At 61.7% G+C, this 11564-nt stretch carries 18 protein-coding genes; 15 read left to right on the top strand and 3 right to left on the bottom strand.

The window, feature by feature from the left end; all coding sequences use genetic code 11:
* The first annotated feature begins 85 nt into the window (after positions 1–85).
* Entirely contained in the window at positions 86–268 is a 183-nt protein-coding gene (locus tag AC3WLP_RS08630; RefSeq protein WP_088513018.1) for a hypothetical protein, read from the top strand.
* A 43-nt stretch (positions 269–311) separates the two neighbouring features.
* Here the strand turns inward: AC3WLP_RS08630 and AC3WLP_RS08625 are convergent, their stop codons facing one another.
* The 3 genes from AC3WLP_RS08625 to AC3WLP_RS08615 all read right to left on the bottom strand — a co-directional run bounded on the left by AC3WLP_RS08625 (position 312) and on the right by AC3WLP_RS08615 (position 3493).
* Positions 312–569: an ogr/Delta-like zinc finger family protein gene (locus AC3WLP_RS08625; protein WP_088513017.1), complete on the bottom strand. Its 258-nt coding sequence runs from the start codon at positions 567–569 to the stop codon at positions 312–314.
* Positions 570–630: 61 nt separating this feature from the next.
* Complete coding sequence (locus AC3WLP_RS08620) at positions 631–1500, bottom strand: phage portal protein (RefSeq protein ID WP_256961747.1); 870 nt, start codon at positions 1498–1500, stop codon at positions 631–633.
* The gene (locus tag AC3WLP_RS08615) at positions 1427–3493 is read right to left on the bottom strand and encodes a terminase large subunit domain-containing protein (protein WP_088513015.1); all 2067 of its coding nucleotides are present in this window, start codon (positions 3491–3493) and stop codon (positions 1427–1429) included. The genes AC3WLP_RS08620 and AC3WLP_RS08615 overlap by 74 nt, the downstream gene beginning before the upstream one ends.
* 159 nt (positions 3494–3652) lie before the next feature.
* Between AC3WLP_RS08615 and AC3WLP_RS08610 the strand changes: the two genes are divergently transcribed.
* The 14 genes from AC3WLP_RS08610 to AC3WLP_RS08545 all read left to right on the top strand — a co-directional run bounded on the left by AC3WLP_RS08610 (position 3653) and on the right by AC3WLP_RS08545 (position 11563).
* Complete coding sequence (locus tag AC3WLP_RS08610; protein WP_088513053.1) at positions 3653–4615, top strand: GPO family capsid scaffolding protein; 963 nt, start codon at positions 3653–3655, stop codon at positions 4613–4615.
* Between the two features lies 1 nt (position 4616).
* Positions 4617–5633, top strand: a complete 1017-nt coding sequence (locus AC3WLP_RS08605) for a phage major capsid protein, P2 family (RefSeq protein ID WP_004576326.1) — start codon at positions 4617–4619, stop codon at positions 5631–5633.
* Positions 5633–6430 carry a phage terminase small subunit gene (gene gpM, locus AC3WLP_RS08600; protein WP_088513014.1) on the top strand — a complete coding sequence of 266 codons (798 nt, stop codon included), beginning with the start codon at positions 5633–5635 and terminating at the stop codon, positions 6428–6430. Before AC3WLP_RS08605 ends, gpM begins: the two co-directional genes overlap by 1 nt.
* 98 nt (positions 6431–6528) lie before the next feature.
* Positions 6529–6999 carry a head completion/stabilization protein gene (locus AC3WLP_RS08595; RefSeq protein ID WP_088513052.1) on the top strand — a complete coding sequence of 157 codons (471 nt, stop codon included), beginning with the start codon at positions 6529–6531 and terminating at the stop codon, positions 6997–6999.
* Positions 6996–7439 carry a phage tail protein gene (locus tag AC3WLP_RS08590; RefSeq protein WP_088513013.1) on the top strand — a complete coding sequence of 148 codons (444 nt, stop codon included), beginning with the start codon at positions 6996–6998 and terminating at the stop codon, positions 7437–7439. The genes AC3WLP_RS08595 and AC3WLP_RS08590 overlap by 4 nt, the downstream gene beginning before the upstream one ends.
* Positions 7429–8106: a phage virion morphogenesis family protein gene (locus AC3WLP_RS08585; protein WP_088513012.1), complete on the top strand. Its 678-nt coding sequence runs from the start codon at positions 7429–7431 to the stop codon at positions 8104–8106. The genes AC3WLP_RS08590 and AC3WLP_RS08585 overlap by 11 nt, the downstream gene beginning before the upstream one ends.
* Before the next feature lie 10 nt (positions 8107–8116).
* Positions 8117–9232 carry a DUF2586 domain-containing protein gene (locus AC3WLP_RS08580; RefSeq protein ID WP_088513011.1) on the top strand — a complete coding sequence of 372 codons (1116 nt, stop codon included), beginning with the start codon at positions 8117–8119 and terminating at the stop codon, positions 9230–9232.
* A 3-nt stretch (positions 9233–9235) separates the two neighbouring features.
* Positions 9236–9688 carry a phage protein gene (locus AC3WLP_RS08575; RefSeq protein WP_088513010.1) on the top strand — a complete coding sequence of 151 codons (453 nt, stop codon included), beginning with the start codon at positions 9236–9238 and terminating at the stop codon, positions 9686–9688.
* Positions 9688–9900: a TraR/DksA C4-type zinc finger protein gene (locus tag AC3WLP_RS08570; protein ID WP_088513009.1), complete on the top strand. Its 213-nt coding sequence runs from the start codon at positions 9688–9690 to the stop codon at positions 9898–9900. The genes AC3WLP_RS08575 and AC3WLP_RS08570 overlap by 1 nt, the downstream gene beginning before the upstream one ends.
* Positions 9897–10103 (top strand): hypothetical protein, encoded by a 207-nt coding sequence (locus tag AC3WLP_RS08565; protein WP_027615456.1) that lies wholly within the window; start codon positions 9897–9899, stop codon positions 10101–10103. Before AC3WLP_RS08570 ends, AC3WLP_RS08565 begins: the two co-directional genes overlap by 4 nt.
* Positions 10100–10630: a lysozyme gene (locus tag AC3WLP_RS08560; RefSeq protein WP_088513008.1), complete on the top strand. Its 531-nt coding sequence runs from the start codon at positions 10100–10102 to the stop codon at positions 10628–10630. Before AC3WLP_RS08565 ends, AC3WLP_RS08560 begins: the two co-directional genes overlap by 4 nt.
* Entirely contained in the window at positions 10618–11112 is a 495-nt protein-coding gene (locus AC3WLP_RS08555) for a lysis system i-spanin subunit Rz (RefSeq protein WP_088513007.1), read from the top strand. Before AC3WLP_RS08560 ends, AC3WLP_RS08555 begins: the two co-directional genes overlap by 13 nt.
* Positions 11109–11399 (top strand): putative phage tail assembly chaperone, encoded by a 291-nt coding sequence (locus AC3WLP_RS08550; protein WP_004576315.1) that lies wholly within the window; start codon positions 11109–11111, stop codon positions 11397–11399. The genes AC3WLP_RS08555 and AC3WLP_RS08550 overlap by 4 nt, the downstream gene beginning before the upstream one ends.
* Positions 11396–11563, top strand: a complete 168-nt coding sequence (locus tag AC3WLP_RS08545; RefSeq protein ID WP_371851094.1) for a DUF6890 family protein — start codon at positions 11396–11398, stop codon at positions 11561–11563. The genes AC3WLP_RS08550 and AC3WLP_RS08545 overlap by 4 nt, the downstream gene beginning before the upstream one ends.
* The last annotated feature ends 1 nt before the right edge of the window (position 11564 follow it).

Here is an 11564-nt window from a genome sequence, read left to right as displayed (position 1 = left end):
GTAATCCACTCGTCGCGCCTCCGTTCAAAGGCGATCTTTTGCCCTGTTAACTGAAAATTCACATTGCATATCAAGGAGTTAGCAAATGTTGAATTTGGCAGTAGCTGAGCAGGATTGCGTGGAGCTGGTGGAATTCCAATGGTCCGGTCTGAGCGAAAACGAACGTCGATTGATCGGTCGGTTTCGCCAGATGCGGGAGCAGGAGCGCCACCAGGTGAGGCGCTTGATTGAGCAGTTGGCCAATAACCAGGACGACACGGAATCCTGAGTCATCCAAACAAAACCGCCGACCAATCGGTCGGCGGTTCTTATCAGGCTGCGGGCCTGCTCATGTGTTCGAAAAGCTCCCTTTGCTGCTCCGCCGGAAGACTCCTGAAACGGTCCAGGATCAGCGTGTCCAGCTGCTGGGCGGATGGCCGCAGCGTGTGTGAGAACGTGAGCTCAGATACCCACGTATGGCCGCACTTGGCGTCCAGGCATTGGCAGTACAGCTTGGCGTAGGCGCGGGTTACCTCTTCCCGCGAACTGATCCGGCCTTTGTGGCCACAAGTCGTGCAGTTGACTCGCATGGTGTCCCTCCCCAGGGTTCAGATGCGCCATCATTATGCCGTCATTTTCCAGTTGTATCACCTACGAAACGTTACAGGATGTAGTTGTTTCGTCGGCGTTTTCCGGTTCTCTCCAGCTAATTCGCCTGTCTTCGCGCAATGTGTCGTTCACCTGGTTGAACATCTGGCAGATGGGGCGGATCTCGTTATTGGTGTACACCCGGTCGATCTTCTCGATGTCACCGAAGCCGCCGCTGTTCTCCGGGATGATGCCGGCCAACGCGGGGTTCATACGCCACGCCGCGATGATGTCGTTGCGGGTGATGTTCTTGACCTTCTCCAGGTCATCCTTCGACTGGAAGTCGCCAACCGGGATGATCTGGATGGCCTTCTCGGCGCCGCCGGGGATGTTCACGAACATACTGCGGAAGTTACCCACACCCTTACTCCCGGAGATCTGTGCCTGCAGCTCCTCCTCGTCCTTCTCGCTCATGTTCGGGTCGTTCGAGTAGAAGATGTAACCGACGTGGGCGCCGTTGTTGTAGTAGCGCCGGCGGAACAGGGTGGCGGCTTCGTTGAGCAGCAGCGCCTGCAGCCCGCCTAGGTAGTCGGGAATGCCGTAGATGTTCTGTTGCACGTCGTAGTTGAAGATGTGCTCGACCTCGTCCTGGTCAAACTCCAGACGGCCGCCGTCGGGCATCAGCATCACGTATCCGCCGTTGACCTTTACCCGCATGTTAATCGCGGGCAGGTGCTCGAGCTCCAGCACCTGGCCGAAGATGCTGCGCTTGCGCAACAGGTACGTTTCACCGAACACCATGAAGTCCAGTGCCGATCGGCTCATGGCCTGCAAGCTGAAGCCTTGCGAAGGGATGAACTCACGCAGCAGCAGGTTGCGCTTGAATGGCGGGATCGCGCCGTGGTGCGCGTTGGCCTGCAGCAGCTTGGCCAGGCCAACGCGAGAGGCCGGTGGTGTGTAAATGGTGCCGTCGTCGCTGGGAAATACCCCCAGATAGTTGGCGATGTTGTTGGTCAGGACGGCTTCCGGCGCGCCGAATGTGAAGGCTCGCACGGGCTGCCGGGGCTGCTGCTGGGCTACGTGATGTTGAGGCATGGTTTCCTGATCCGCTTGTGACGTAGCGGCTGCGCCGCTGCCGGTTGGTGTTGAGGGGTTCGTTGTGCAGGGCGTGCATGATTGCCCACGCTATGTCCGCATGGCCGGTCGCTTCTGTACGCGAGGCGCTGTACGTCACCTGACCGCTGGCGGTGGTGCCGCGCTTGATGGTCAGGAAGGCCTGGGCGATATCGCTGCTGCCGGCATCCCACTCGATACGGGCGTGCTGGATGGTGTCCTGCGCCTTGAGCACCAGAGCGTTTTTGGTCTCGAGGCTGTAGTGGATCGGCTGAGCCCGCGGGTAGAAGTCGCGTACCAGGTCGAACACGCCGTAGCCGATGCCGGTGGTGTCGATGCCGATGTGCTGGACGTTGAACCGCTCGGTGAGTTTCTTGACCTCGTTGGCCTGGTACTTGAACGACTGGCCCCGCCAACTGTGTTTCTCCAGGATCCGGAATTTGGCGCCCTGCTCGAGCGGCGGCGCAATGACCACGCAAGTTGCGTCGTCCCGGGTTCGGCTGGGGTCATAGCCAATCCAGACCGGGCTGTTGCCAAAGGGCCGCTTGTCGTCGGGGTCGTAATCTGTCCACAGGGACAGATCGCTGTAGCAGCGCTCCAGGTCGGCCAAGTGGAAGGCGCCCTGCGAACTGTCGATGAATTTGCACATGAACAGCTGTTCAAACGCATCGTCGTCGTACTCCAGCTCCAGCTGCTCAAGGTCGAACAGGTCGCATCCGCTGTTGATTGCGTCCAGGATCGTGATCGTCTTACGCCACTGGCCGTCTGGGCACAGTGCGCCGGCGCTGTATGCCGTTGCCGCTGGCCACTCGGCCACTGCCGGCGTGCCGCGCTTCTTCTTCCGGTTACGGAAGGATTCGCCGGTCCAGAAGGGATAGGCCTGGTGCGTGACGGCGCTTGGGGTGGAGAAATAGGTTTTGCGCCACTTCTTGTGGGTGGCCATGGCCGAAGCCACTTTATTCAGCTTCTCGAAATCCTTGATCCAGAAGTACTCGTCGACATAGACGTGCCCGTGGTGGCCCTGGGCGGTACTGCTGTTGGTGCTGAGGAAGCGCAGCTCGGCCCATGGCTTGCCTTCCTTGCTGAGCACAATCGGGTTGCCGGTGAGCTCGAGGCCGAACCATTCCTGGGCGAACGAGATGATGTAGCTGCGGAAGATCTCGGATTGGGCCCGGCTGGCCGAAAGGAACACCTGGTTGTCGCCGGTGAGCACGGCATCCATGAAGGCTTCGCCGGCAAAGTAGTAGGTCAGGCCCACCTGGCGAGACTTGAGAATGTTGCGGATTCGGGCTGTCAGCGGGTTTTGCTTGGCCGCGAACAGCTCTTTCTGGTACCCGAACATCTTGCTGATGAACTTGTCGAGGAAGTCGACCTCGGTGAGGCCGGTGACGTCATTCTTCGCCGGCTTGGGTTTCTTCTCGCCACGCTCTCCACGTTTACGCTGGCCGCGCTCGTTCCGATCGCGGCGAGGCTGTTCCCCGCCCTGACTATCAATAGGCTCCGCTTGAGGCGCTGGAGCGGCCGGTTTGGCGCATTGCTTGGCCAGGCGTTCGCGCTGTGTGATCAGCCGGTCGAGCTCGTTCTGCTCGGCCTCACTTAATACCCCGGGCTTTTCATACAGCAGGGTGATTCTACGGCTGACGGCCGTCAGCGGCTCCTCGTCGGTGAGCATGTCCTCCCATAGGCCCTGCCGGATCCAGTAGTAGACGATCCGGACGTTAGGCAGCCCGAGTTGCGCCTGAATTTCCTTCGCCTTGCAGCGGCGCAGGAACAGACGTTTGGCGGCTTCTTTGACTTCGTTGGAGTAGTACATGGGGCGCAGTCTAAGCGCCGATTGGGTAGCTAACTCCCGGTATGTTTCCGCCTTTATCCTAGAACGTGCAAATAGGAGAGGGGCGCAGTTAAACCGTTTGTTGCAAGCGGGATGGCTTCATATGGTGGGGGCCTCAAAGCCACAACCCAGCAGACTTCCATGCCCCGTTCCCTTGTTTCGTACTGGAAACGCGTTGCCACCAGCGGCCCGACTATCGATGGGCGCGAAATCCTTCCCCAGGAACTGCGTGACGCTGCGGAAACTTACAAGACCGCCACCTACACCGCGGTGATCTGGTGCGAACATGAGCGCTGGTCCGGGTCGTTTGGCACCGTCTATTCCCTCCGCTTGGTCGAAGAAGCGGAGGATCTTCAGCCTGGCCAGGTCGCCCTCGAGGCGCAGCTCAAGCCCAACGACAAGCTGCTGTTCCTGAACGACCAGGGCGAGAAGCTGTTCACCAGCGTCGAGATCACTCCGAACTTTGCCAACACCGGCAAGTACTACCTGACCGGCATGGCGGTCACCGACTCCCCGGCCAGCCTGGGCACTCAAGAACTGTATTTCTCCAGCCGCACGAGCAAGGCCGCACACTTCTGCGCGCCTGTCGAGCTGGGTCCCCTGGACAAGGCCGGTACCGAGTCAGAAATCGGAAAGCTGGCCGCCCTCATGACCAAGTTCTTCAAGCGTTTCGCCACTGAGCCGGCTGGCGCGGCGCCTTCCGACAACCCTACCGAGAGTAAACCCCCAATGGATGAAGCAACCGCCACAGCGCTTGGTGCGCTGCTGCAGCAACTTCTGATCGTCGCCGCTGGCATTCAGGCAGTGATCGAGCCTGCGGCCGAAGATGCACCGGCACCTGACCAGGAGCCGATCGAGACGGTGGAAACCGCTGTTGATGACATCGTCGCCACTGCCGAAGAACAGCGCGAGTTCAGCCGCCGCCGTCCGAAGGTAGCTCCGAAAGCACCGCCTGCGGCACCGCAGCAGCAGACCAACCAGGCGCTGGCCCAGAGCATGGCGAACATCGAAAACATGTTCAGTCAGCTGGTGAACAACCCACAGGGTCGCCCGATCCCCCGCACCACCGGTGTCACCGCCGAAAAACCGAAGCGAGTCCTCTGACATGGCCCAGAACCTGAGTACCTACGGCGCGCAGATGTACGCTGCGATGCAAATGGCGATGGCCGAAACCTACGGTGTGGAAGCGGTCACCCGTATGTTCAGCGTCGAGCCGACCATTGCGCAGGAGCTGAACGACGCGATCACCGCGAAAGCTGACTTCCTGCAGCGCATCAACGTGATCGGTGTACCTGAAATCAAAGGTCAGAAGGTGTTCCTGGGCACCTCCGGCCCCGTCACCGGCCGCACCAACACCAAAACCACCGACCGAGAGGCGAAAGATGCTTCGGCGCTGGACGAGGACACCTACGAGCTGTCGTCGACCGAGTCGGATGTCAGCTTGTCCTACGCGAAGATCGATGCCTGGGCGAAGTTCCCTGAGTTCCACCAGAAGTACTCGGCCGCAGTGCAGAAGCAGATCGCCTTGGACCGCATCATGGTTGGCTTCCATGGTACTCATGCTGCCGTCCAGACCGACATCACCCAGTACCCATTGCTCCAGGACGTCAACAAGGGTTGGCTGCAGCAGGCCCGAGATCTGGTACCGGCACAGGTGCTGAAAGAGGGTGCTGTGGCTGGCAAGGTCACCATGGGCGTCAACGGCGACTATGCGAACCTCGACGCCCTGGTGCACGACACCAAGCAGATGATCGATGAGCGCGTGCGTGACGGTGGTGATCTGATCGCCATCATCGGTAGCGACCTGTTGGCCGCTGACAAGGCCAAGCTGTATTCCAGCCAGGGCGGCACGCCGACCGAAAAAGAGCGCATCGAGAGCCAGCAGGTGATCGCCACCTATGGCGGTTTGCCATCGTTCAGTGTGCCGTACTTCCCGGTCAATGCGGTGCTGGTCACCAGCTTCGACAACCTGTCGATCTATTACCAGGACAGTAGCTGGCGGAAGCAGACCATCGACAACCCGAAACGCTCCCGCGTCGAGGATTACAACAGCCGTAACGAAGGCTATGTGATCGAGCAGCTGGAGAAGATCGCCCTGACCGAAAACGTTGAGGTGATCTGATGAGCCTGGCACTGGCGCACAAGCGGCGCATCCTCGCACAAGGCTCGGCAGCTGCTGCCGCCAGTGCCGCACCGTTGGCGTACTCGCCGGCTGCAGCGCTGACCAGCCCGGCCAACGCCCAGAAGCACTACAAGCTGATGGAGGACGCCTTGCTGGTCGACCTCGAGCGCTTGTCGGGCTTCAACAGCCTCGAGCAGCGGCAAGTGGTCAAGCGTGACGAGCTGCTGCCCAAATACCTGGAGTACGTCGGCCGCTATCGCGAATCCGGCCTCAACTTCCCCAATCAGGTGCTGATGTACGTCCTGGTCTGGCTGTTCGATACCACGCAGTTCGAGCAGGCTCTGGAGCTGGCCGACTTCGCCATGTCCCAAGGGCAGGAGCTGCCGGAGCGCTTCAACCGCGATATCCCCACCTTCGTGGCGGACGAGCTGATCGAGTGGGCCGAGGCCGAATACAAGGCCGGTCGCAGCCCTGAGCCTTACGTCAGCAACCTGCTGCCGCGGGTGGATGGCGAGTGGAAGCTGTTCGAACGCATTCCGGCTCGATACCACAAGCAGCTCGGCGTGCTGGCAATGGATCGTAAGGATTGGGCTTCCGCCATCGTGCACTTCGAACGAGCCGAGTCTCTGTACGAAAGCATTGGCGTAGGCACACGCCTGGCGGGCTCACGCAAGGCGCTGGCCAAGGCGATCGCTGAAGGCGGGCAGTCGACCGCCCAGCTTGCAACCCGCCTCGACGAAGTTCTGCAGGCCGCGGCCGAGCAGTGCCCGGCCGGCGAAAGCACCGACACCGAGTAAACGTCTTCCCCCCCGCAGGGAGTTGCTACGGCAAGGCCGAGTCATTCATGACCCCGACCTTCCCGCAGCAGCAACCTGCCCTATTCGAGTGGCCAGCGATGAGCTTTTCAGGCAAGCCAACAACCGTGGTGGACCAGACCATCGAGAACAACGGCTTCTGGCCGGACCTCTCCCTGGGTGAGTACCAGAAGGCTTACCGCCTGCCCGGTGAATACCTGAGCGAAACGTTGACCACTCAACTTGTTGTGGCCATTAGCGAGGTCAATACCGACCTGGCTCGGGTCGAGCGTGCCATTCGGGATGCTGGCGTATCGAACCTGGAAGCCGCGGCTGACCCCATGACCGTACAGGGCTGGGGCTATGCCTCGAAGGTCGCCCTGTACAAGCGCGCCGTGTACTGCCGTGCCAAGGCCACCGCCCTCAACGACTTCGCGACCATCAACCGCCGGGAGGTAGCGGAGAACCTTGGCAAGGAAGCGCCCGAGCGCACCGAAACCTTCCTGTCCTACAGCCAGCAGGCTATCCGTACCCTTCAGGGCCGCGGCCGCATGACGGCGGTGCTCCTGTGATCAAGCTGCAGGCACTGACCCGCTACCTGATCGAGCGTCAGCTGGTGCTGCCCGAGCAGCTCGACAGCTGGACCGACCAGGTGCAAATGGACCTCGTGTGGAAGCCAGGCGAGAACGGTCTGCACATGGGCGACATGCAGTACACCGCCACGATCGCCATCGAGCGCTTCGCTGATCAGCCGGTACGTCTGTTTGCGTTGGTTGGCAGCTGGCTCGAGGAGAACGACCCGGACCGCGAGGACCTGCCGAGCGTGACCTTCGAGGTGACCATGCTCGACAACGACCTGGCCGATGTGGACATCAAGGTTCAGTTCATCGAGCCCCAGCACCTGGTCGAGGATACGGACGGTGAGATCAAGGTGCTGGGCAGGACCTGGTCCCTGGCTCCGTACGAGTTGTGGGTGGCCGAAGCCGGGGAGGTAAGCGCAGATGGCGCCTAACGATCTCGCCCTGGACGTGCGCGGCATGCTCGAGGCCGAGAACCTGCTGGCCCTCCTGGACCTGCCCCTGGCCAAGCGCAAACGCCTGCTGAACAACGTCAGCAAGCGCGTGCGCACGTTGAGCCGGCAGCGCATCCGCAACCAGAAGAACGTGGATGGGACCCCCTTCGCCCCGCGCAAGGACAGCAGCAAGGGCAAGAAGAAGATGGAAGCGGGCCTCGGCAAGCTCCTCGAGGTCACCCGCTTGAGCGGCGATGAGGCCGAGCTGGGGTGGCGGAACGCGCTTACTCGCTGGGTTGCCGCGCAGCAGCACAACGGCGTATCCGAACGGCGCACAGCGGCTCAAATGCGCCAGTGGAACAAGGTTCCCCCCGGTACTGCGGCTACCCAAAAGCAGGCCAAGCGCCTGCGTCAGTTGGGGTTCAAGGTCCGCCTGCCTGGCAAGAAGGCCGCAACCCGGGCGTCAGTTGCCTGGATCCAGGAGCACCTGAACTACGCCAAGGCCGGCCTGTTGATCCGGATCCTCGACACCGAACGAAAAGCGACCTCTGGCGCGCAGAGCTGGGAAATCTCCCTGCCGGCTCGCCAGTTCCTGGGCGCGAGCAGCAGCGAAACCAGCGAGCTGGTGAACCTGGTGCTGCGCCAGATCCTCAACTCACCTGTTTAACGAGGCGTACATGGCACTCGGCAAAGTCAGCGTCAACAACCTCAACCTCGGCCAGGGCGCTGTGACCGAAGTTGAGCGCTATTTCCTCTACATCGGCCCGGCGTCCAAGAATGTCGGCCAGATCCTCGCCCTGAACCAGGACAGCGATCTGGACGTTCAGCTTGGCGTTACGGCCAGTGACCTGAAGACCCAGATCAACGCTGCTCGCCTCAACGGCGGCGATCGCTGGGCCTGCTTGGCCATGCCCCTGGCTGCCAATGGCAGCTGGCAGGACGCCCTGACCAAGGCCATGCAGAACGGCTACTCGGTCGAGGCAGTGATCATCACCAAGCCTGTGACCACGGGCGCCGAGCTGACGGCCATGAACGAGGCCGTTGTGGCCATCGGCAACACTTATGCCCGACGCCTGTTCGTAATGTCCGCCACGGCCGGCATCCTGCCCACGCAAACCTGGGGCGAATACCAGCTCGAGCAGAAGGCGATCACGGACGCGCTGTCAGCACCGCGGGTGATGGTGGTGCCGCAGTTGCACGGCAGCAACCTGGGCGTACTGGCCGGCCGGCTGGCCAACGCCGCCGTCAGCATTGCCGATAGCCCGATGCGCGTGGCCACCGGTGCGGTACTTGGCCTGGGTGAAACCCCTGTCGACAAGGACGGTGTACCGCTGCAGATGGCCACCCTGGCGGTGCTCGATGCTGCCCGACTGTCCGTGCCGCAGACCTACGCGGACTATCCGGGCGTGTTCTGGGGCGATGGCAACCTGCTCGATGCACCAGGCAGCGATTACCAGGTAATCGAGAACCTGCGCGTTGTCGACAAGGCAGCCCGCCGGGTGCGGATCCTGCTGATTCAGCGCATCGCTGATCGGCGCCTTAACAACTCGGCCAACAGCATGGCCAAGAACATCACCTCCCTGATGGCGCCGCTGCGTGCGATGGCCAAGTCCACCACGTTGGGCGACCAGGTGTTCCCCGGTGAAATCACCCAGCCCAAGGATGGCGACATCGTCATCAACTGGTTCAGCAAGACCGCAGTCGTGGCCTACCTGACCCTACGCCCCCTCAACTGCCCGAAAGACATCACCGCGAACATCGCGCTGGATCTTTCCAACGACGACTCGGAGTAACCCATGTCAGCAAAACTTAGCGGCAAGAATTTTGACGTGAACCTGGGTGACAGCCTGCTCCACGTCGAGGCGGCTTCGCTGGACGTTACCGACAACAGCGCGGTGGCCCAGAGCAAGGGTGTGCCGAACGGTTGGGTCGATGGTGACGTATCAGCTGCGGGCGAGATCGAGGTGGATAGCACCAATTTCAACTTGATCGTTGCCCAGGCCAAGGCCGCGGGCAGTTTCCGCGAGCTTGAGCCGTTCGACATCGTCTTCTTCGGCAAGGTCGGCGACGAGGAATGCCGGATCGAGGCCTTCGGCTGCAAGCTGCGCGTCTCCAGCTTGCTGTCCATCGATCCGAAGGGCGGCGCAAAGACCACTCACAAGCTTCCGTACGACGTCACCAGCCCTGACTTCATCAAGATCAACGGCGTGCCGTACCTGTCCGCGGCTGAAATCGAGGGCCTGACCTGATGGTTTGCCCGTTCGATCGCGCCCAGGACATTGAGCAGCGTCAGCGTGAACAGGCGATTACTGCCGTCCTGGACCGCACGCGCTCGAGCGGGCCGAGCCTCACTCACTGCGAAGACTGTGGCGGGGAGATCCCCGAGGCCCGCCGCGCCCTGGGCGGCAAGACCCGTTGCGTTCCTTGCCAGTCCACTTTCGAGAAGGGGGCTCATCGATGAGCACCAATCAAGCCGCGCAGGACACCGTTGTTGCCCTGGCCAAGGCCTCGCCCGCGATCGGGGTGGCTGCAACCGGGGTTACTGGCGCCGTTGACTGGTCGTCGGTCGCCTACATGCTGACCGCCGTGTACATGGTGCTGCAAATCCTGCTGCTGGTACCGAAGTACCGCCAGATGCTGCGCGACTGGAAGGTAAAGCCATGAGCCTGCGCAACAGGATCCTAACGGGCTCAATCGCCCTGGTGCTGAGCAGCAGCACGCTAATGGCCTTCCTGGGCAAGTGGGAAGGCGAGGGCCAGAACGTCGTGTACGCCGACCAGCTGGCCCTCGGGCTGCCAACGGTGTGCAAGGGCATCACCCGCTACACAAGCCCTTACCCGGTGGTGGTCGGCGACTACTGGTCGCCGGCGCGCTGTGCCGAGGTGGAGCAGTTGGTGGTCGAGAAGGGCCAACTGGTTCTGGCCAGCTGTTTGACCAACGACAAGATCAAGCAGAACACCTTCGACGCGCTGTCGAGCCATGGGCACAACTTCGGCGAGCCCGCCACCTGTGCGAGCCGGGCTGTGGGCCTCATCAACGCTGGCCGCATCGCCGAGGGCTGCCGTGCGCTGGCCTGGGGCGCTGATGGCCGTCCGGTTTGGGCCTTTGTCACCGACGCCAAGGGCAACAAGGTGTTCGTTCCTGGGCTGCACGCCCGTCGTTTGGCGGAGGCGAAGTTATGCGCCTCCTGATCGTGCAAGTGCTGGCCGCCCTGCTGTTCGCCGGAAGCACCTGGTTTCTGATCGACAGCGTGCTGGAGCAGCGCGACACCGCCCGATTGGAGCGCGATCAGGCACTGAGCGAGCGTGATGCCGCTATCCGGATCGCCAATCAGACCGCCGAGCGCCTGGCACAGGCAGCGGCTAACGATCACAAACACATCGAGGAACTGAGCAATGCCCTCAAGGCCAATCAGGATCTGCGCACTTCTGTCGGTACTGGCGATCAGCGGTTGTTCGTCCAAGCCAGTTGCCCCGCCGCCACTGTGCACGCCGATTCCGCCGGTACCGGCTTGGCTGATGCAGGCGCCCCCGAACTCGCAGCAAACGCTCGACCGGATTATTTCACCCTCCGCGACCAGCTCGCCGTCAGCAAGCAAATGATCCTGGGGCTGCAGGACCACGTCCGCAGCTTCTGCACCACCCAACCCACCACTACTGGAACCGCACCATGACCGAAGCCAACCGCACCATCACCCTGGAAGTCAAAGAGCAGGAGTTCGACTTCACCCTGACGCCCCAGGACATCACCAAGTACTTCAACGGCACCACCCAGGCCAACAAGGTGGCGCCGGCCCACAACCTGCTGATGAGCACCGTTAAGCAGGAACAGAAGGCTTCCCTCAAGCCGTTCCTGGCCAACCCGGTTTACACCATGACCCTGGCCAGCGCCCTGGTCGAGGAATACGCCCCTGATCTGGGCGTGATCGTAAAAAAGTCCTCGAGCACGCTGACGGCCTGACGGAAAACAGCTTCGGCCAGCTCTGTGCCCTGCATCAGCGCTGGCTTCCCGGTACCGAACCCTCGATCGAGAACCTCGGTACCGCGAAATGGCTGGAAGACGAGTATTGGCGACGGAACGAAATCGCCGTCGCCAATGGCATCGCCCACGCACTGAACGGATGAC

This window comes from Pseudomonas sp. FW305-E2, from assembly GCF_058782925.1.
Note: the sequence above shows the minus strand (reverse complement) of the source record. Positions and strands in the feature narration are given on the sequence as shown.

Excerpts from the sequence above, each read along its gene's own strand:
- AC3WLP_RS08630 (WP_088513018.1), top strand. The coding sequence starts at position 86 with ATGTTGAATTTGGCAGTAGCTGAGCAGGATTGCGTGGAGCTGGTGGAA.
- AC3WLP_RS08625 (WP_088513017.1), bottom strand. The coding sequence starts at position 569 with ATGCGAGTCAACTGCACGACTTGTGGCCACAAAGGCCGGATCAGTTCG.
- AC3WLP_RS08615 (WP_088513015.1), bottom strand. The coding sequence starts at position 3,493 with ATGTACTACTCCAACGAAGTCAAAGAAGCCGCCAAACGTCTGTTCCTG.
- AC3WLP_RS08610 (WP_088513053.1), top strand. The coding sequence starts at position 3,653 with ATGCCCCGTTCCCTTGTTTCGTACTGGAAACGCGTTGCCACCAGCGGC.
- AC3WLP_RS08605 (WP_004576326.1), top strand. The coding sequence starts at position 4,617 with ATGGCCCAGAACCTGAGTACCTACGGCGCGCAGATGTACGCTGCGATG.
- gpM (WP_088513014.1), top strand. The coding sequence starts at position 5,633 with ATGAGCCTGGCACTGGCGCACAAGCGGCGCATCCTCGCACAAGGCTCG.
- AC3WLP_RS08595 (WP_088513052.1), top strand. The coding sequence starts at position 6,529 with ATGAGCTTTTCAGGCAAGCCAACAACCGTGGTGGACCAGACCATCGAG.
- AC3WLP_RS08585 (WP_088513012.1), top strand. The coding sequence starts at position 7,429 with ATGGCGCCTAACGATCTCGCCCTGGACGTGCGCGGCATGCTCGAGGCC.
- AC3WLP_RS08580 (WP_088513011.1), top strand. The coding sequence starts at position 8,117 with ATGGCACTCGGCAAAGTCAGCGTCAACAACCTCAACCTCGGCCAGGGC.
- AC3WLP_RS08575 (WP_088513010.1), top strand. The coding sequence starts at position 9,236 with ATGTCAGCAAAACTTAGCGGCAAGAATTTTGACGTGAACCTGGGTGAC.
- AC3WLP_RS08570 (WP_088513009.1), top strand. The coding sequence starts at position 9,688 with ATGGTTTGCCCGTTCGATCGCGCCCAGGACATTGAGCAGCGTCAGCGT.
- AC3WLP_RS08565 (WP_027615456.1), top strand. The coding sequence starts at position 9,897 with ATGAGCACCAATCAAGCCGCGCAGGACACCGTTGTTGCCCTGGCCAAG.
- AC3WLP_RS08560 (WP_088513008.1), top strand. The coding sequence starts at position 10,100 with ATGAGCCTGCGCAACAGGATCCTAACGGGCTCAATCGCCCTGGTGCTG.
- AC3WLP_RS08555 (WP_088513007.1), top strand. The coding sequence starts at position 10,618 with ATGCGCCTCCTGATCGTGCAAGTGCTGGCCGCCCTGCTGTTCGCCGGA.
- AC3WLP_RS08550 (WP_004576315.1), top strand. The coding sequence starts at position 11,109 with ATGACCGAAGCCAACCGCACCATCACCCTGGAAGTCAAAGAGCAGGAG.